This window comes from Oceaniradius stylonematis (genome assembly GCF_965223445.1).
GTDB lineage: Bacteria > Pseudomonadota > Alphaproteobacteria > Rhizobiales > Rhizobiaceae > Roseitalea > Roseitalea stylonematis.
Window position 1 is genome coordinate 668,408 of record NZ_OZ244994.1, and the last position, 18,042, is coordinate 686,449.

Genomic DNA, 18,042 nt, shown 5'->3' on the forward strand with positions numbered 1-18,042 from the left:
CTATTCCGCCGCCTGCGGGAAGGCGGAAAGACCGCCCTCGACCGTTGCGACCGGAGCCTCGTCGACCGCATGCGTGCGCGCCAGATGGGCGTGGAGCTGCGTCGACAGCAGGTCCGTCACCTCGGACACATCGTCGAGGCCGATCATCTGCGGCTCGGGGCGGCCCATGCGCAGGCCGCGCACATGCGGCCAGAAGACAAGCCATGCCAGCCGCACATCGGGCTTGAAGCGCAGCGCGATGTCCCCGCTACCGCCGGCCCGCTTGCGCACATCGACGGCCTCGATCTCCGAGAAAGGCAGGTTGAACGCCGTCGGCAGGGCCACGCCGAACTTCATAACGATGCGCCGGCTCGTGATCGTGTAGATCGTCGTCCTGTGGACGCCCCAGGCGTACCATTCGAATAGCCCGACAACGATCGCGCCGGCCGCCGCCATGATCACGAGCGAGACGACGATATCGTCCGCGGCACGGCCGAAATAGAAGCCGGTGATCAGCAGCCATGCCAGCATCACGCCGAAATAGGCGGCGATCCAGCGCGTCTTCATCACATGGCGGCCCACCGCACGGGCGTTCGGACGGCCCTGCCAGATGATATGCTCGCCAGCGGGCAGCGGCCCCGGAAGGCCGTTATTGGCGCCTTCGTCGAACTCTGGAGCGATGAAGCCTGTCATATGTAGGCCTCCTGACGCTCCGGCGTCGCATAGAGCAGACCTGCGCCGAAATAGGCCATGATCTTCTCTTCCTCGAGCAGCGTGATCTCTTTCTTCTTTTTGGTGCCCGGCACCATGGCGAACTGTTCGCCGGTGATCGCATGCACGTAAAAGACCTTCTCGCGGTCGCGCGGGGTTTTGACGACGACGAAGTTCATCGGCACCAGCACGCGCCGCGGCGCGTCGCCGACTTCCGTCTCGATCTCAAGGAACCGGATCATGTGCTCCATCCGGTCGACCCAGACATCGGTGACCCGGCCGGCGACGATGCTGTCGCAGCCGACGACGCGCAGGCCGCGCGGATCCATGTCGCCCTCGGCGATGGTGATCGTCGCGTCCTCGCGCATCGGCACGATCTTCGGAGCGCCATTGTGCAGCATGTCGGGCACGTTCGCCCGCGCGGTCCAGGCGCCGGGGCCGATGCCGTCGAGCATCGGCATGTCGTTTTCAGGCTGCCACGGCGCGCCGGAGAACTGGCCGACCTGCGCGCCTTTCAGATTGGCCGGGTCCGCATTGGCATCGCCCCGGCCGTTGGGCGCGTGCACGACGCCATGGCCATGGGCAAGATGGAATGCCTTGGGCGCCGGGGTGAACAGCCAGGAATCGCCGTCCTTTTTGCCCGCATCGTCTTCCAGCGGGAAGCCCTCGCGGCGGCTCTCACGCTGCAGGTAGAAGATGAGGCCGGCAAAGAACACCCAGAACACGTAGAGCGTCACTTGCGCGACATCGATGTACCCTGTGATTTCAACCATGGTTGTTCTCCTGGTTCATGGTTCATCCGGGCAGTTCGGCGATGCCGAACCGGCGGATTGGTTGATGGTCCGTGCTGCGGCGGCGTGCACGCCCGACCAGCGGGCCGAGCGCCACGAGGCTCGCAAACAACAGACCGATTTCGATGTGATAGACGACGCCGTAACCGGCGGCCGGTGCCGAAAGCGCCGATCCGGTCATGCCCGCTTCGACGGCGAAATTGACCGCGTCGCGGATGAAACCGCCAAGCGCCAGGCCGACCCCGATCGCGGTCGCCTGCACCGCGCCCCAGGCGCCGATGGCAATCCCGCTGTCGGTGGTGTCGGAAACCTCCATCGCCGCCAGCATGGTGCACACGGCGAACAGGCCGCCGCCCAGCCCGATCAGCGCGGTGCCGATGCGGAACAGCGTCGGCGATTGCAGCGGCTCGGCGAAAACGACGGCGGAAAAGGCGACGACCCCGATCATCGCGCCAAGCCCGGCCAGACGGTACATGTCGCGGCCCATGGCCAGCCAGCGGCCTGCCAACGCGAAGCCGACGAGTGTGCCGGCGGCCCATATCGCGGTCAAAAGCGTGGTCGCCGAGACCGAAAGGCCCAGCACCTCGCCGCCATAGGGCTCGAGCAGAACGTCCTGCATGGCAAAGCCGGCGGCGCCTAGCGCCACGGCCACCAGAAGGCGCACGGTGCGGTCGTCCTTGCAATAGCCGGTGAAGGCTTCGCGGAAGGTGGGAACGGCACGGTCGGCGCGGGTCAGCTCGGCGTTGCGCGGCTCCTGCTTCCACAGCGCGATGCCGTTGATGACAAGCGTTGCGACCGCCGCGCCCTGCACCACGCGGATCAGCGTGATCGCGTCGAAGTCGGCCAGCATCCAGCCGAACGCAACCGCGCTGACCATCATGCCGACCAGCAGCATCACATAGGCCAGCGCGACGACGCGCGGCCGGTTGTCGGGCGCGGCAAGATCGGTGGCGAGCGCAAGCCCCGCGGTCTGCGTCATGTGCATGCCGATGCCTGTCAGAAGGAAGGCGAGCGCGGCACCGGCGGGCCCGGCCCATTCGGGGCCGGTGGTCTGCGATTGCAGCAACAGCAGCGCGAACGGCATGATGGCGAGGCCGCCGAACTGCAGCATCGAACCCAGCCAGATATAGGGAACCCGGCGCCAGCCCAGCACCGACTTGAACGTGTCCGACCGGTAGCCGATCAGGACGCGGAACGGTGCGGCAAGGACCGGAATGGCGATCATCGCCGCCACAAGGCTGGTGGCGACGCCCAGTTCGACGATCATCACCCGGTTCAGAGTGCCTGTCAGCAGCACCGTGGCCATGCCGACGGAGATCTGGAACATGCAAAGACGCAGCAGCCGGCCGAGCGGCAGATCCTCGGTGGCGGCATCGGCGAACGGCAGCCATCGCGGGCCGACATTCTGCCACATCGACCAGGCCGAACGCTTCCTGCGCGGATAATGGATGCCGCCAAACGCCATCAGCGCCGCACCTCCATTGCTTGCGAAATGTAAAAGCCGCTTGAAATGCGCGTGGTGCGCCCCATGCGCCAGCCTGCCATGTCGTCGCGCGCCTGGAGCATGCCCGACAGCCGGTCGGGCCGCACCGGCTCGATGCCCGGCGAGCGGTCGCTGCGCGGAAACATCTGCCCGATGGCGTGCATGGCGGCCAGCATCGGCGTGCGCGGCGCGATCGTGAACACCATGGCCCGCTCTGTGCGCTGGCCGAGCGCGGCGATGGCCGCGACCGCGTCGTCGGTGCGGTAATGAATCAGCGAATCCATCGCGAACACCGCATCGAAGCGGCCATGGTCGGCCGACAGCATGTCGCCGGCCACAAATCGCGCTGTCCCGGCCACAGGCTCCTTGCGCTCGATCTCGGCAAGACGGTCGCGCGCGAACCCGACCATCTGTTCGGACAGATCGATGCCGAGCACATCGGCGCCGCGCCGCGCCAGTTCGAACGAGGCCACGCCCGAGCCGCATCCCGCATCGAGCACGCGCCAGCCGGAAAGATCGTCCGGCAGACAGGACAGAAGCGTTGCGCGCATCCGGTCCCGGCCCTCGCGCACCGTCTGGCGGATGCGGCTGACCTTTTCGTCGGTCACCAGCTTCTTCCAGCCATCGACCGCCGTCCGGTCGAAATAGACCTCCAGCTCGCCACGCCGCTTGGCGTATGTTCCGCTATGGACGTCCGCGGTCGTCATCTCAGTCGAACCCCAGAAAATCGAAAATGTCGCGGTCCTTCATCGGCTCGGCCTTCAATTCGTCCGTGCCGGCCCAGAGCTGTTCGGCCAGTTGCAGATATTCGTCCTGGATCGCCTTGATCTCCGGATGATCGCCCATCTCGAACAGGGTCGACTTCTTCAGGCGCGATTTGCGCACCTCGTCGCTGTCGGGGATGTGCGCCAGGCGCTTGAGGCCGATCGCATCGTTGTAACGGTCGATCTGGTCGGTCTCGCGCGACCGGTTGGCGATCACGCCGCCGAGCCGGACATCGTAATTCTTCGACTTGGCCTTGATGGCGGCGACGATGCGGTTCATCGCGAAGATGGAATCGAAGTCGTTGGCGGCGACGACCAGCGCCCGCTCGGCATGCTGGAGCGGCGAGGCGAAGCCGCCGCAGACCACATCGCCAAGAACGTCGAAGATGACGACGTCGGTGTCTTCGAGCAGATGATGCTCCTTCAACAGCTTGACCGTCTGGCCGACCACATAGCCGCCGCAGCCGGTGCCGGCCGGCGGTCCGCCCGCCTCGACGCATTGCACGCCATTATAGCCCTCAAAGACGAAATCCTCCGGCCGCAGCTCCTCGGGGTGGAAGTCGACTTCTTCGAGAATGTCGATCACCGTCGGGATCAGGCTCTTGGTCAGCGTGAAGGTGGAATCGTGCTTGGGATCGCAGCCGATCTGAAGGACGCGCTTGCCGATCTTGGAGAACGCAACCGAAAGGTTCGACGATGTCGTCGACTTGCCGATGCCGCCCTTGCCGTAAATGGCGAACACCTTGGCGCCGTCGATCTCCATGGTCGGGTCCAGATGCACCTGGACGCTGCCCTCGCCGTCCTCGCCCTTTTCCGCCCTGCCGGCGGCCTTGGCCAGCGCGCGGGCATCCCGCTCGGCGGTCTTTGGATGGGTAAACACGTTCATGCGGCCACTCCCACGGTGTTGATTCCCTCGACGCGGTCTTCCAGCTCTTCGCTGGCCGCGCACAGGGCCTGCCAGGTTTCTTCGTCCGGCTGCCAATAGTCGCGCTCCGACGCCTCGATCAGCCGCCCGGCCAGCTTGGCGCTGGCCTTCGGGTTCAAATCGGCGAGCCGCTTGCGCATTTCCGCGTCGAGCACGAAGGTTTCGGCGATGTTCTTGTAGACCCAGGGTGCGACCTTGCCGGTCGTCGCCGACCACCCCAGCGTGTTGGTCACCTGGCTTTCGATCTGCCGGACGCCCTCATAGCCATGGTCGAGCAGCGCCTCGTAGAATTTCGGGTTCAGCGTGCGCGTGCGCGTTTCCAGCGAAACCTGTTCGTCAAGCGTGCGCACCTTGCCCTTGCCCGAGGTCTGGTCGCCCACATAGACCTGCGCGTCGCCGCCGCCGGCCTTCCTGATCGCCCGCGAAATGCCGCCAAGCGTATCGAAATAATGGTCGATCGACGTGATGCCCAGCTCCACGGACTCGATGTTCTGGTAGGCCGCGTCGACATCCTTGAGGATCGTGCCCAGCATCTCGGCGCGCTGCACCGGCTTGCCGTCCTTGCCGTATGCGAAGCTCTTGCGGCGCGTATAAGTGTCGGCGATCTCGTCCTCTTCATCCCAGGCGCCCGAATCGATCAGCATGTTGACGTTCGAGCCATAGGCGCCGGCCGCATTGGAGAAGACCCGCAGCGCCGCGGTTTCCATGTCGCAGCCGTGCTGCTCGGCATAGGCCAGCGCATGCGCCCGGATCGGGTTGAGATCGAGCGGTTCGTCGGCCATCGCCGCCTGCAGGCTGGCATCGGCCAGAAGGCGCGTCTGCAGCGGCATCAGATCGCGGAAGATGCCCGAAAGCGTCATCACAACGTCGATGCGGGCGCGGCCCAATTCGTCGAGCGGCATCAGATCGGCGCCGGCCAGCCGGCCGAACCCGTCGAACCGCGGCACCGCGCCGATCAGCGCCAGCGCCTGTGCGATCGGTGCCCCCTCCGACTTGAGGTTGTCCGTGCCCCAAAGCACCATGGCGACCGATTTCGGCAGGTCGCCGCCATTGTCGGCGGCAAAGCGCGCGACCAGCAATTCGGCCTGCTTGCGCCCGTCCTGCACCGCATAGGCGCTCGGCAGGCGGAACGGGTCGAACCCGTGCACGTTGCGGCCCGTCGGCACGATCGCCGGCGAGCGGACGATATCGCCGCCCGATACGGGGTGGACGTAACCGCCATCGAGCGCATGGACCAGCGCCGGCAGTTCGTGGTCCGACCGCAAATCGTGATCGAGCCGCGCCAGGGTCTGCACGGCTTCGGATGCCCGTCCGCCCTGCTGCTGATAGGCTTCCAGCGCCCCGTCGATGCCCAGATCGCCGACGCCGTTTTCGCCCATCGCGACATTGACCGCTTCGAGCAGGTCGCGGCGTTCATCGTCGGAAACCGGCTCGCCGACGACATGAAGACCATGCGGAATCAAAGTCTCTTCGAACTCGGCCAAATCCTTTATCAGGCTTGGGATTTCGGCATGGCCTCCCTCGCCCCATTCGGCGTCTTCGGCCACCAGATCGAGCGCGGTGGCCTGCGCCTTGATGGCGATCGCAAGCTCGTTGCGCTCGGTGACCGCCTGCGGTTCGAGCCCGCGCCACCGATCGATGGTGGATTTGAGATCCGCCAGACCCTTGTAGAGCCCGGCATGGGCGACCGGCGGCGTCAGATGGCTGATCAGCGTCGCCGCCGACCGGCGCCGCGCGATCGCGCCCTCGGACGGGTTGTTGGCCGCATAAAGATAGAGATTGGGCAGATCGCCGATCAGCCGGTCCGGCCAGCAATCGCCGGACAGGCCCGCATGCTTGCCCGGCATGAATTCGAGCGCGCCATGGGTGCCGAAATGCAGCACCGCATCGGCGCAGAAATCATCTTTCAGATAGCGGTAGAAGGCGGCGAACGCGTGGGTCGGCGCAAAGCCCTTCTCGAACAGAAGGCGCATCGGGTCGCCCTCATAGCCAAAGGCCGGCTGGACCCCGACGAAGACATTGCCGAAATGGTGGCCCATCACGAAGATGTCGCGGCCATCGGTCTGCTGCCGGCCCGGCGCCGGGCCCCACTGCGCCTCGATCTCGGCGAGGAACGGCTCGCGCCGCACATGGGTGTCCGCATCGATCCGCGCGGCGACATTGGCCGGCGTGCCGTGGCTGTCGGCATTTCCGCCCAGGATCATGTCACGTAGCGCGTCGGCGCTTTCAGGCACCTCGACGCTGTAGCCCTCGGCCTTCAGCGTCTTGAGCGTGTTGTGCAGCGAGCGGAAGACCGACAGATAGGCAGCCGTGCCCGTCGCTCCGCCATTGGGCGGGAAATTGTAGATGATCGCGGCGATCTTGCGGTCGGCCCGCGCGCGCCGGCGCAGCGCGACGATCTTTGCGACCCGGTCGGCCAGCATCTCGGCCCGGTCGGGGCAGCACTGCATGTCGCGGCCATTGATCCGGTTGTCGAAGGTGCAGCGCCGCGAACAGCCGGCGCACGGGCCCGACCCGTCATTGCGCCCGCCATAAAGGATCGGTCCGGTGGCGCCGTCGATCTCGGGCAGCGAGACCATGATGGTCGCCTCGATCGGCGTCAGCCCCTGTTCGCCGCCGCCCCATTGCTGCAGGCTCTGGAACTCGCTGGCAAAGGCCGAGATGTAGGGCACGTCGAGCCTGCCCAGCAGCTCCTCGGCGGCCACCGCGTCATTGTAGGCCGGACCGCCGACCAACGAGAATCCGGTCAGGGAGATCACGCTGTCGACGGCGGCCCGGCCATCTCTCATGAAGTATTTTTCGATTGCCGGCCGCGCATCGAGCCCGGAGGCGAACGCGGTGACGACCTTCAGGCCCTTGGCCTGCAAGGCGTCGATGACGCCTTCATAATGCGCGGTGTTGTCGGCCAGGACATAGGAGCGCATCACCAGAAGGCCGACAGTGCCGGCCTTGCCCTTGCGGCCCGCGGCGCGCTCATAGGCGGCCAGATCGTCGGTCACGCGGCCTTTCAGCTTGGGGTGGTAGAGCCCGACATCGGGATAGATCGCCGGATCGGCGGGCTTGACGATCGTGCGCAGCACCTCGCGCGGACCCTTGGCGTAGCGCGATATCAGGAACCGGACCAAGTTTGCGATGTTGTCGTCGGAGCCGGCCAGCATGTACTGCATGGTCAGGAAGTAGGCCCGTACATCCTGCGCCTTGCCCGGAATGAAGCGCAGCAGCTTGGGGATCTGCCGCAGCATCTTCATCTGCCCGGCGCCGGCCGAACCGGATTTCGTCTTCTTGCCGCGCAGGCGCTTGAGCAGGCCCAGCATGCCGCCGGTCGGGTTGGCCATGTTGAACTCGCCGAGCCTGGTCAGCTTGACGATCTCGGCCGCCGACAGCGTGCCGACCATGACGTCGTTGGTCTCGCGGGCCTCTTCCAGCCATGGCTGGATCATCTTGATGTGGTCTTCGAGGAAAACCATGTTGGCGATGACGATGTCGGCGGCCGCGATGTCCTCGCGGGCTCGCGCCATCGCGTCCTCGTCGCCCGCCCATTCGGTCACCGCATGAAGGCTCAGCGAAAGCCCCGGCAGCTCGCGGCGCAGGATCGCCCGCGCGCGCTCGACGGTCGACGCCATGTGGCTGTCGAGGGTGACGATGGTGATCCGGATCGGTGTCGCCGCAGGTGATGCGGCGGCCCGACCGACCTCATCGGCCGAAATGGGCTTTTGCATCATAGAGCGTCTCGATCGTGATCGGGTTCACGCCTTTTTCGGTCGCGAACAGTTCGGTGTTCCTACGCGCTTTTCCGCGCACGAAGAACGGGATTTTCCTCAGCTCTTGTTCGGCATCGCTTGTCCAGGACAGGGACCCGAAGCTCGCCGCCATGCCTTCATTCGCCACAAGATCCTGCGTTTTATCATCAGGCGCGGTCCGGGCTTCGGGTATCTCGATGGTCTCATGGTTCGCCCCGGCATGCAATGCCGCCAGATGCGAGGCCTGCGCACCGTCGTTGAATTCGAAGTCCTCGCGGAACATGCCCAGCAGATGCTCTTCCAGCCCCATGACCAGCGGGTGCACGAAACTGTCGAACATCACGTTCGCACCCTCGAACCCCATGAAGGGCGAATAGCGCGCCGGGAAATCCTGGACATGGACGGGCGCCGAGATCACTGCGCAGCCGATCCTCAGGCGCTTGGCGATGTGCCGTTCCATCTGCGTGCCGAGCACCAGCTCGGGCTGGGCGGCAACGATCGCGTCCTCGACCTCCAGATGGTCGTCGGTGATGAGCGCTTCGACACCGTACTGCTGAGCCGCAGCGCGAACGTCGCGGGCGAACTCGCGGCTGTATGTGCCAAGGCCGCAGACCTTGAAGCCCAGCTCGTGTTCGGCAACCCGGGCGGCGGCAATCGCATGGGTGGCATCGCCGAAGATGAAAACGCGCTTGCCCGTCAGATAGTTGGAATCGATCGACCGCGAGTACCAGGAAAACCGTTCGTCCGCCTCGGCGATCACCGGCTCGGGATCGGTGTCGGTGAGCGCGGCCACCTCGCGGACGAATTCGCGAGTCGCGTTGACGCCCATCGGCACCGTCTCGACGACGGGCTGCCGATAGGTCCGCTTGAGCCATTGCGCCGCTGTTCCGGCGATTTCGGGATAGAGCACGACGTTGAAGTCGGCGTTCGGCAGCCGGGTCAGATCGTGCGGCGTCGCGCCCATCGGCGCGACCACATTGACCGCAACGCCCAGCGCACCCAAAAGCCGCGTGATCTCGGTGACATCGTCGCGATGGCGGAAGCCGAGCGCGGTCGGCCCCAAAATGTTGCACGACTTCGGCGCGCCTTCGGGCTTTGGTTCGGGCGTACGCCCGCCGGCCAGCCCGCGCACGAGCTGGAAGAAGGTTTCCGCCGCGCCCCAGTTTTCCTTCTTCTGGTAGGACGGCAGTTCGAGCGGGATCACCGGGACGTTCAGGTCGAGCGTCTTGGCGAGCCCGCCCGGATCGTCCTGGATCAGTTCGGCCGTGCACGATGCGCCGACGATGATCGCCTGCGGGTCGAACCGCTCGACGGCCTCCCTGCAGGCGGTCTTGAAAATCTCGGCGGTGTCGGCGCCCAGATCGCGCGCCTGGAAGGTCGTGTAGGTGACCGGCGGGCGTTCCTTGCGCCGCTCGATCATCGTGAACAGAAGATCGGCATAGGTGTCGCCCTGCGGCGCGTGCAGAACGTAATGCAGCCCCTTCATGCCGGTGGCGACGCGCATCGCCCCCACATGCGGCGGTCCCTCATAGGTCCAGACGGTCAGCTGCATGTCAGACCTCCACCTGAAGGAGATCGCGGCGGCGGATCGGCCGGGCAAACAGTTCGGCCAGATCGCCCGCCTGCTCGTAGCCCTGGATCGGCGTGAAGGCGAATTCGATCGACCATTTGGTGGTGCGGCCCTCGGCCTCGAACGGATTGCCAAGACCCATGCCGCAAATGATCAAATCGGGATCGTCGGCGCGGCACCGGTCGATCTGCTTGTCGACATCCTGCCCCTCGGCAAGCCGCACCGTATCGGGCAGCAGCGCCAGATCGGGCGCCATGTGGCCCTTGTTCAGATAGGGCGTGCCCACTTCGATGATGTCGGCGCCCGCCTCGCGCGACAGGAAACGCGCCAGCGACGGCTCCATCTGGCTGTCGGGGAAGAAGAAGACGCGCTTGCCTTCGAGACGCTCACGGTAAAGCGAGATCGCCTTGGCGGCGCGCTCACGGCCGGCACGGGTGATCGAATCGAACCGGTCGGACGGAACATCGAACGCGTCCGCCGCCGCCCGCAGCCAGGCGGTGGTGCCCTCTTCGCCCAGCGGAAACGGCGCGATCAAGACGTCGGCGCCCCGGCGGGCCAGCAGCTTGGCGGTCTCGGTCAGATAGGGCTGCGCCATCAGCACCGTGGTGTTCGGCCCGATCGGCGGAACCTCGCCAGCCGCACGCGCCGGCAGGAAATGCACATTGTCGATGCCAAGACCGTTGAAGATGCGCGTGAACTGGTCCTCGACGACATCGGCGAGGCACCCGGCAACCAGCAACTGGCGCGGAGCGTCCGGCGCGGCCTTCGGCGTCGCCTCGACCAGCGCATGCAGGAAATTGTCCTCGCCCTGGGTGAAGGTCGTTTCGATGCCGGAACCCGAATAGGACAGGACCCGCACATCGGGCGCCATGCGCGCATTGAGCTTTTGCGCGGCGCGGCCCAGATCGAGCTTGATCACCTCGGACGGGCACGAGCCCACAAGCACGAGCATGCGGATATCGGGCCGCCGCGCGATCAGCCGATCGACGACCTTGTCGAGTTCCTCATACATGTCGGCCATGCCGGACAGGTCGCGATCGTCGATGATCGCGGTGCCGAATCGCGGCTCGGCGAAGATCATGACGCCGGCCGCCGACTGCATCAGATGGGCGCAGGTGCGCGAGCCGACGATCAGGAAGAAGGCGTCCTGCACCTTGCGGTGCAGCCAGATGATCGAGGTCAGCCCACAGAAGACTTCATGCTGGCCGCGCTGCTTGATTGGCGCAACGTCGGTGCAGCCGGCGGCGCCTTCCCCGTTCGCACGAGCTTCGGCGGCGGCGATGTGCGGGGGAACGTGCCGGTTCATGACGCCGCCCCCATGGGCACGCCGCCCGGCCTGCCCGCCTGAATTCTCGGGTCGCCGAGCCGAGCCTGGCGCAGTTTCCACACAAATTGTGCCGCGTTGATCACATAGGCGGCATAGGCCGCCAGCGCGAGCGCCATCAGCGGCACCGGGGCCAGCAGACCGCCCAGCGTGGCAATCAGATAGGCGGTGTGCAGCGCCAGAACCGCCATGGAAAACACATCTTCCCAGAAGAAGGCCGGCGCGAACAGATAGCGGCCGAATACGACCTTCTCCCAGATCGCGCCGGTGATCATGATGGCGTAGAGCACCATCGTCTTGACGATGATCGATACATCGGCGGCCCAAAGCCCCTCGCCCGTCCAAAGATAGCGAAGGATGAGGATCAGGCTGACCGCGAAGACAGCGAACTGAACGGGCGCGAGTATGCCCTGCACCAGCGTCCAGCGCGAATTGTCGCGGCGCACGCGCTGTTCGGGCGTATACAATTGGAATGCAGCGCTGTTTCGGGTTCGGCGCGTCATCGTCGCAACGGCTTCAAGCCATCCTCCCTGACCTGGGAAGAAATCTAGACCGCCATTTTGCAAAGTGTCAACTTTAATTGACGTTTATTTTTGTTTACAATCGCGCATCGCTGTTCCATCCTTGATCCGTTGGGGTTGGTCGCACGAGCGCAAAGCCGGGTGCCGGCCAATAACCGGTCGCCGTCCCTGGCAGGAAAATCGGGGCCCGCGTAGCGTGGCCATCTTCATGCGCGATCGGGAACGCGGCACGCCGCGTAACAAGCCATGACGGAAGAACGAGACGACGTTTCGGGGTTCGACGAACACCCCATGCCCATCGATGCCGACCGGGTCGGCGCCCATGTGCATGCCGGCACGCGAATCGATCTTTACAGCGGTTCGCGCGGCTCGGCGCTGAACGGGACCGACCGGCACCGGTTCCACCGGATCATCGGCACCGCGATATTCGAACGGACCAGCCGCCGGTTCGGCAATCCGCAGCGCGCCGACGGCGCCGACGCGGAGACCGACGCAGCCCTCATCGACAGCATCAAGACCGCCCTCTACGAGCGTGGCGATGTCGCGGCCGATCCCGCCGTCCGGCGTCTTCTGCGCAAGGAAGCCGCGGCGCGGCCCAAGCTGATGCTCTTCGAGCGCGTTGCCCGGTCGCTCGGCGATGACTGGTGCGACGACACGCGCAGCTTTTGGGCGGTAACGATGGCGATGGGCCGTCTCCAGGTACTGCTGCGCACGACCCTGGCGACCGCGCCGCGCCCCACCGACGGCAACGAGACCGGCCATGCCCTTCTGACCTTTCCGGCGGGCGAGGACCACCATTTCGGCCATTGCGTGCTCGACGAGATGTTCCGGTCACGCGGCTGGGTGACCCGCATGCTCCAGCAGGAAACGCCGTCGGACCTAGCCGGCCACCTGACGCGCCATCGCTACGATCTGGTCTGCCTGTCCTGGTCGACCGGCGCACTCGACCGGATGGCCGCCGCGGCCATGTCGGCGATCGATGCCATGCCGGCCGCCGAGCGCCCGGCCGTCATCGCCGGCGGCGTTGCCAGCACCGCAAACCGGCGCTGGATGGTGCGTCTGGGAGTTGATCAAGTGTGCGACACGGCCTATGGCGCGATCGGCATTGCGGAATCCCTGCTGGCCGACCGGCGTGTCCGGACGGCATTACCGGACCGCGAAACGAAAAAAGAGCCTATCGAAAGGGCCGGATGAGCGCTGATGGAAAAGCAGGTCTCCCGTCACAATCATCGCATTTTCGGCCGGTCCGCCCGGCTTTTCGACCAAGCCGGTCCTGAAGCGAGTGCGTTTCTCGCCTCCGTCGGCGCCGACGTGTCATTGCTCCTGTCGGCCGAGGGCGACATTATCGATGTTGCCTATCGCGACCCATCGCTCGAACGTTACGGCATCGACGACTGGATCGGCCGCGCCTGGCGCGACACGGTGACCGTCGAATGCGTCGACAAGATCGACGCGCTGATCGAGGAAAACGCCAAGACCGGCACGACAAGGCGCCGTCAGGTCAACCATCCCGCATCCGGCATGCAGGATCTGCCCGTCGACTACACGCTTCTGACCGTCGAAGGCATGCCGTGGCGGCTGGCGCTGGGCGAGGACATGCGAAAGCTGTCCGAACTGCAGCAGCAGCTCGTGCGGACCCAGGCCGAACTGGAGACCGAGTATCGCAAGATCAGGGACGCCGAGAGCCGCTACCGGACCATCTTCCACAAGACCGCGCAGGCGATCATCGTCATCGACGGCGAAAGCCACGCGGTCATCGACATCAATCTGACCGGCGCCAACCTTCTGCACCAGCCTGCCGAACGCATCATCGACAAGCCGGTGCTGCAGCTGATCGAGCGTGAGGACCGCGCGAAACTGACCGATGCGCTGAATGCGGCGCGCCACGGCGGCACCCGGCAGAACCTGACGCTCCGAGCTGCCGGCCATCCCGAACCGCTGCTCGGCGTCATCGAACCCTATCGCGAAAGCGGCCGCGGCAACCTCATGCTGTCGCTGGTCCCCGCCGCCGCGGCCAGCGCCCATGCAGCCCCCGAGGGCGCCGACACCGCTCTGCTGGACAGCTTCCCGGAGGCGCTGGTGCTGATCGACCGCAAAGGCATGATCAGCATCGCCAACGACCCGTTCCTCGACCTCATCCACGTCCTCAACAAGTCGTTGGTGGTCGACCGCAATCTCAACAACTGGCTCGGCGCCTCCTCGGTCGATCTGCAGGTGCTCCTGTCGCGGGTCCGCGAGGAAGGCCAAGTCCGCCAGTTCTCCACCGTCATCCGCGACGAGCTGGGCACCACCCGAACCGTTGCCGTGTCCGCCGCGCGCATGAGCGGCGATGCCGACGATCAGCGCATCGGCGTCTTCATCACCGAAGCGAGCCGGCGCGACAGCCAGTTCGCCGTGCCCGCGCCCGGCGTCGAGAGCGGATCGTCCGACTTTGCAGAACTGGTCGGCCGCGTGCCGCTCAAGGACCTGATCCGCGAGGCGGTCGATGTCATCGAGAAGATGTGCATCGAGGCGGCCCTGCGCCAGACCGACAACAATCGGGCCTCGGCCGCCGACATGCTCGGCCTGTCGCGCCAGAGCCTTTACATCAAGCTTCGCCGCCACGGTCTCGAGGATTTCGGCAACGCATCCAGCTAGGCATTGCATCCGCGTCAACTGGCGCGCATTTTTGACAGTTCATACTGTCAATTCTGATTGACACTTTCGCCTGTCAGACTTAGCGTTCCGGCATGGACGCGACCACCGCACCCCAGACACGGCCCGCCTTTCCCGCGCCGAGCGCGGTGCTGGCGCTGCTCAAGCCCATCACATGGTTTCCCCCCATGTGGGCCTATGCCTGCGGCACGGTTTCGGTCGGCGCCGTCAGCCCCGAACGCTGGCCCTACATCATTGGCGGCATCATCCTGGCCGGCCCGCTGATCTGCGGCGGCAGCCAGGCGATCAACGACTGGTTCGACCGCCATGTCGACGCGATCAACGAGCCCGACCGGGTGATCCCGTCGGGCCGCATGCCCGGCCGCTGGGGGCTTTACATCGCGCTGATATGGACCGTCCTTTCATTTGCCGTGGCGGCGTTGCTCGGCCCGTGGGTCCTGGTCGCGGCGACGATCGGAATCGCGTTCGCCTGGGCCTATTCCATGCCGCCCTTCCGCCTGAAGCTGAATGGCTGGTGGGGCAACGGCGCGGTCGGCTTTTCCTATGAGAGCCTGCCCTGGATGACGGCAGCCGCCGCCGCGCTCGGAACTCTCCCGCCCGGCCCGGTGCTCGTCGTCGCCCTGCTCTACGGCCTTGGCGCCCACGGCATCATGACCATCAACGATTTCAAGGCGATCGAGGGCGACACGCAGATGGGCGTGCGCAGCCTGCCCGTACAGTTGGGCGCAAAGCGCGCCGCGCTTGTCGCAAGCCTCGTCATGGCGGTTCCACAAGCCATTGTGATCGCCATCCTTTTCGCGCTTGCCATGCCATGGCACGCCGCGGCGATTGCCGTGCTGCTGCTGGTCCAGGCCGGCGCCATGGTCCGCTTCGTGGGCAACCCGCTCAAATTCGATGTCTGGTTCAGCGCCATCGGCGTGGGCCTTTACGTCACCGGCATGATGATCGCCGCGTTCGCCTTGCGGGCGGCGACAGCTCCAACGGTCTGAGGAGGCACGACAAGATGTTCCAGACCCGCGCCCTGTTCCTGACACGCACGCCGGGCCTTTCCTGGGTTGCCATCGTCCGGCTCGGCCTGGTTCAGGCGGCGCTCGGCTCGATCGTCGTCCTGACCACCTCGACGCTCAACCGCGTGATGGTCGTCGAACTCTCGCTCGCCGCGGTCGTTCCCGGCATGTTGGTCGGCCTGCATTATGCGGTGCAGCTCGGACGGCCCCTGTGGGGTCATGCCTCCGACAGGGGCGGCAGCCGCACACGCTGGATTCTCGGCGGCCTCGCGCTGCTGGCGATTGCCGGCACGGGGGCGGCGGCAACGACGCTCCTGTTCGAACAGGGTTTCTGGCTCGGCATGACCGCCGCGCTCGTCGCCTTCACATTCATCGGCTTTGGCATCGGCGCGTCCGGCACGTCGCTTCTGGCGCTTCTGGCGAGCCGCACCGCGCCCGAGCGGCGGCCCGCGGCGGCGACGCTCGTCTGGATGATGATGATCGCCGGCATCGTGATCACCGCGATCGTCTCGTCGGTCTTCCTCGACCCCTATTCGCACATGCGGCTGGTCATCATCACCGCGATATCCGGCACAATCGCCTTGTCCATCGCCGCGCTTGCCGTCCTCGGCATCGAGCGGACCACCGCCGAGATCCGCGATCCCGGCGAAGCGGACCGGCACAGCGCGACCTTCGGCGAGGCGCTGCGCGAGATCTGGCACGATCCGGCCGCTCGGATCTTCACCGTTTTCGTCTTCGTCTCGATGCTCGCCTACCAGACGCAGGACCTCATACTGGAGCCGTTCGCGGGGCTCCTGTTCGGCCACACGCCCGGCGAATCCACCGCGCTTGGCGGCATGCACCACGCCGGCGTGTTCCTCGGCATGGCCTTTGTCGGCATCATCGGCAGCCTGTTTTCCGCGCGCCGGCCGGGTCTTTTGAAACTGTTCACCGTGGCCGGCTGCCTCGGCTCCGGCCTGGCGCTTGGCTTTCTGGCCGTTGCAGCGGGCGCCGCCCCCGCCTGGCCGCTTGAAGTCAACGTCTTCGCGCTCGGTTTTGCCAACGGCATGTTCGCCGTTGCCGCCATCGGCACGATGATGACGCTGGCCGGCCAGGGCCGCAAATCGCGCGAGGGCATCCGCATGGGGGTCTGGGGCGCCGCGCAGGCGATCGCCTTCGGCCTTGGCGGGTTCGTCGGCACCGTCGCCATCGACGTAACGCGCTGGCTGACGGGCGATGTCGCCCTGTCCTTTGCCGTCGTCTTCACCGGCGAGGCGGTGCTGTTCCTGATCTCGGCGATGATCGCCACATCCATCGGCGTCGCCACCGCCAACCGGCGGCAACCGGCCGGCCACGCGCCGCTCGCGCCGGCCGAATAGGAAGGAAAGACCCCATGTCCGACCATATCCACGATGTCATCGTCATTGGCGGCGGCCCCGGCGGGGCGACCGCAGCGCACGATCTTGCTGTTCAGGGTCACGATGTGGTGCTCGTCGACAAGGAAGGCCGCATCAAGCCGTGCGGCGGCGCGATCCCGACCAAGGCGATCAGCGAGTTCGCCATCCCGCAGGAGCAACTCGTCTCCAAGGCTCATGCCGCCCGCATCATCGCGCCCTCGGGCAAGTCTGTGGACATGACGATCGGCAATATCGGCTATGTCGGCATGGTCGATCGCGACAAGTTCGACCCCTGGCTGCGCGAGCGCGCCCGGCAGGCCGGCGCTGACTACATTGTCGGGTCGTTCAAGGGCCTCGACCAGAACGCCGACGGCACGGTCACCGCGCACATTGCCGACAAGGCGGACAAATCGAAGACCCACCGGATCACCGCGCGCATGCTGATCGGCGCCGATGGCGCCAACTCCGCCGTGCGTCGGACCGCGTTCGACAAGGCCAGGCAGCCGCCTTACGTCTTCGCCTACCACGAGATCGTCAAATCCCCGGCGACACCCGATCCGGCGAAGTTCCGCGCCGACCGCTGCGATGTCATTTATGACGGCCGCATCTCGCCGGATTTTTACGGCTGGGTGTTCCCGCATGGCAATCACACCTCGGTCGGCACCGGTTCGGCCGTGAAAGGCCATTCGCTCAAGGAAGCGACGCGCAAGCTGCGCGAGGATGCCGGGCTTACCGACTGCGAGACGGTGCGCGAGGAAGGCGCGCCGCTGCCGCTCAAGCCGATGCGGCGCTGGGACAATGGCAAGAACATCGTCCTGGCGGGTGATGCGGCCGGTGTCGTCGCCCCCTCTTCCGGCGAAGGCATCTATTACGCGATGCTGACCGGGCGCCTGTGCGCCGACGCCGCCCTGGAGGCGATCGCAACGCAGCGGGCGACCGCGCTGAAGTCGGCCCGCAAGCGCTTCATGAAGGACCATGGCAAGGTCTTCTTCGTGCTCGGGATGATGCAGTATTTCTGGTATTCCTCCGACAAGCGCCGCGAGAAGTTCGTCACCATGTGCGCCGACCCGGACGTTCAGCGCCTGACCTGGGAAGGCTATCTGAACAAGAAGCTGGTGCGCCGCGACCCGCTCGCCCACCTCAAGATCATGGTCAAGGACACCGCCCAGCTTCTCGGCCTCGCCCGCACGACCTGA

At 65.9% G+C, this 18,042-nt stretch carries 14 protein-coding genes; 5 read left to right on the forward strand and 9 right to left on the reverse strand.

Features of this window, described 5'->3' with window-relative positions:
• From puhB to bchF, 9 genes are read right to left on the reverse strand one after another with little or no spacing between them, the layout of a single operon-like run.
• Entirely contained in the window at positions 1-672 is a 672-nt protein-coding gene (puhB, locus tag ACOQOU_RS03385; RefSeq protein ID WP_306026404.1) for a photosynthetic complex putative assembly protein PuhB, read from the reverse strand.
• Positions 669-1,463, reverse strand: coding sequence for a photosynthetic reaction center subunit H (gene puhA, locus ACOQOU_RS03390; RefSeq protein ID WP_109766216.1), 795 nt, complete (start codon positions 1,461-1,463; stop codon positions 669-671). The genes puhB and puhA overlap by 4 nt, the downstream gene beginning before the upstream one ends.
• A gap of 22 nt (positions 1,464-1,485) precedes the next feature.
• Positions 1,486-2,946 (reverse strand): BCD family MFS transporter, encoded by a 1,461-nt coding sequence (locus ACOQOU_RS03395; RefSeq protein WP_420578836.1) that lies wholly within the window; start codon positions 2,944-2,946, stop codon positions 1,486-1,488.
• A complete protein-coding gene (bchM, locus tag ACOQOU_RS03400; protein WP_306026403.1) occupies positions 2,946-3,671 on the reverse strand; it encodes a magnesium protoporphyrin IX methyltransferase in 726 nt (241 codons plus the stop codon). The genes ACOQOU_RS03395 and bchM overlap by 1 nt, the downstream gene beginning before the upstream one ends.
• Before the next feature lies 1 nt (position 3,672).
• Entirely contained in the window at positions 3,673-4,614 is a 942-nt protein-coding gene (gene bchL / locus ACOQOU_RS03405) for a ferredoxin:protochlorophyllide reductase (ATP-dependent) iron-sulfur ATP-binding protein (RefSeq protein WP_109766218.1), read from the reverse strand.
• The gene (locus tag ACOQOU_RS03410) at positions 4,611-8,372 is read right to left on the reverse strand and encodes a magnesium chelatase subunit H (RefSeq protein ID WP_306026402.1); all 3,762 of its coding nucleotides are present in this window, start codon (positions 8,370-8,372) and stop codon (positions 4,611-4,613) included. The genes bchL and ACOQOU_RS03410 overlap by 4 nt, the downstream gene beginning before the upstream one ends.
• A complete protein-coding gene (bchB, locus tag ACOQOU_RS03415; protein WP_109766219.1) occupies positions 8,347-9,945 on the reverse strand; it encodes a ferredoxin:protochlorophyllide reductase (ATP-dependent) subunit B in 1,599 nt (532 codons plus the stop codon). Before bchB ends, ACOQOU_RS03410 begins: the two co-directional genes overlap by 26 nt.
• Position 9,946: 1 nt before the next feature.
• Complete coding sequence (locus tag ACOQOU_RS03420; RefSeq protein ID WP_306026401.1) at positions 9,947-11,269, reverse strand: ferredoxin:protochlorophyllide reductase (ATP-dependent) subunit N; 1,323 nt, start codon at positions 11,267-11,269, stop codon at positions 9,947-9,949.
• Positions 11,266-11,790 (reverse strand): 2-vinyl bacteriochlorophyllide hydratase, encoded by a 525-nt coding sequence (bchF, locus tag ACOQOU_RS03425; RefSeq protein ID WP_306026400.1) that lies wholly within the window; start codon positions 11,788-11,790, stop codon positions 11,266-11,268. The genes ACOQOU_RS03420 and bchF overlap by 4 nt, the downstream gene beginning before the upstream one ends.
• 264 nt (positions 11,791-12,054) lie before the next feature.
• Here bchF and ACOQOU_RS03430 point away from each other — a divergent pair, with 264 nt between their 5' ends.
• The 5 genes from ACOQOU_RS03430 (at position 12,055) to ACOQOU_RS03450 (ending at position 18,042) form a co-directional block, all read left to right on the forward strand.
• Entirely contained in the window at positions 12,055-13,002 is a 948-nt protein-coding gene (locus tag ACOQOU_RS03430; protein WP_109766222.1) for a hypothetical protein, read from the forward strand.
• A 6-nt stretch (positions 13,003-13,008) separates the two neighbouring features.
• On the forward strand, positions 13,009-14,445 hold the full coding sequence (gene ppsR, locus ACOQOU_RS03435; RefSeq protein ID WP_306026399.1) for a transcriptional regulator PpsR: 1,437 nt from the start codon (positions 13,009-13,011) through the stop codon (positions 14,443-14,445).
• A gap of 92 nt (positions 14,446-14,537) precedes the next feature.
• Positions 14,538-15,452: a chlorophyll synthase ChlG gene (gene chlG, locus ACOQOU_RS03440; protein WP_109766224.1), complete on the forward strand. Its 915-nt coding sequence runs from the start codon at positions 14,538-14,540 to the stop codon at positions 15,450-15,452.
• A 14-nt stretch (positions 15,453-15,466) separates the two neighbouring features.
• A complete protein-coding gene (locus tag ACOQOU_RS03445; RefSeq protein ID WP_306026398.1) occupies positions 15,467-16,828 on the forward strand; it encodes a BCD family MFS transporter in 1,362 nt (453 codons plus the stop codon).
• A gap of 14 nt (positions 16,829-16,842) precedes the next feature.
• On the forward strand, positions 16,843-18,042 hold the full coding sequence (locus ACOQOU_RS03450; RefSeq protein ID WP_306026397.1) for a geranylgeranyl diphosphate reductase: 1,200 nt from the start codon (positions 16,843-16,845) through the stop codon (positions 18,040-18,042).

What these genes read in the sequence shown, in the direction of transcription:
- bchM (WP_306026403.1), bottom strand. Translation starts at nt 3,671, where the DNA reads ATGACGACCGCGGACGTCCATAGCGGAACATACGCCAAGCGGCGTGGC.
- ACOQOU_RS03410 (WP_306026402.1), bottom strand. Translation starts at nt 8,372, where the DNA reads ATGCAAAAGCCCATTTCGGCCGATGAGGTCGGTCGGGCCGCCGCATCA.
- ACOQOU_RS03450 (WP_306026397.1), top strand. Translation starts at nt 16,843, where the DNA reads ATGTCCGACCATATCCACGATGTCATCGTCATTGGCGGCGGCCCCGGC.
- bchF (WP_306026400.1), bottom strand. Translation starts at nt 11,790, where the DNA reads ATGACGCGCCGAACCCGAAACAGCGCTGCATTCCAATTGTATACGCCC.
- ACOQOU_RS03420 (WP_306026401.1), bottom strand. Translation starts at nt 11,269, where the DNA reads ATGAACCGGCACGTTCCCCCGCACATCGCCGCCGCCGAAGCTCGTGCG.
- bchL (WP_109766218.1), bottom strand. Translation starts at nt 4,614, where the DNA reads ATGAACGTGTTTACCCATCCAAAGACCGCCGAGCGGGATGCCCGCGCG.
- ACOQOU_RS03430 (WP_109766222.1), top strand. Translation starts at nt 12,055, where the DNA reads ATGACGGAAGAACGAGACGACGTTTCGGGGTTCGACGAACACCCCATG.
- ACOQOU_RS03395 (WP_420578836.1), bottom strand. Translation starts at nt 2,946, where the DNA reads ATGGCGTTTGGCGGCATCCATTATCCGCGCAGGAAGCGTTCGGCCTGG.
- ACOQOU_RS03445 (WP_306026398.1), top strand. Translation starts at nt 15,467, where the DNA reads ATGTTCCAGACCCGCGCCCTGTTCCTGACACGCACGCCGGGCCTTTCC.
- puhA (WP_109766216.1), bottom strand. Translation starts at nt 1,463, where the DNA reads ATGGTTGAAATCACAGGGTACATCGATGTCGCGCAAGTGACGCTCTAC.
- chlG (WP_109766224.1), top strand. Translation starts at nt 14,538, where the DNA reads ATGGACGCGACCACCGCACCCCAGACACGGCCCGCCTTTCCCGCGCCG.
- bchB (WP_109766219.1), bottom strand. Translation starts at nt 9,945, where the DNA reads ATGCAGCTGACCGTCTGGACCTATGAGGGACCGCCGCATGTGGGGGCG.
- ppsR (WP_306026399.1), top strand. Translation starts at nt 13,009, where the DNA reads ATGGAAAAGCAGGTCTCCCGTCACAATCATCGCATTTTCGGCCGGTCC.
- puhB (WP_306026404.1), bottom strand. Translation starts at nt 672, where the DNA reads ATGACAGGCTTCATCGCTCCAGAGTTCGACGAAGGCGCCAATAACGGC.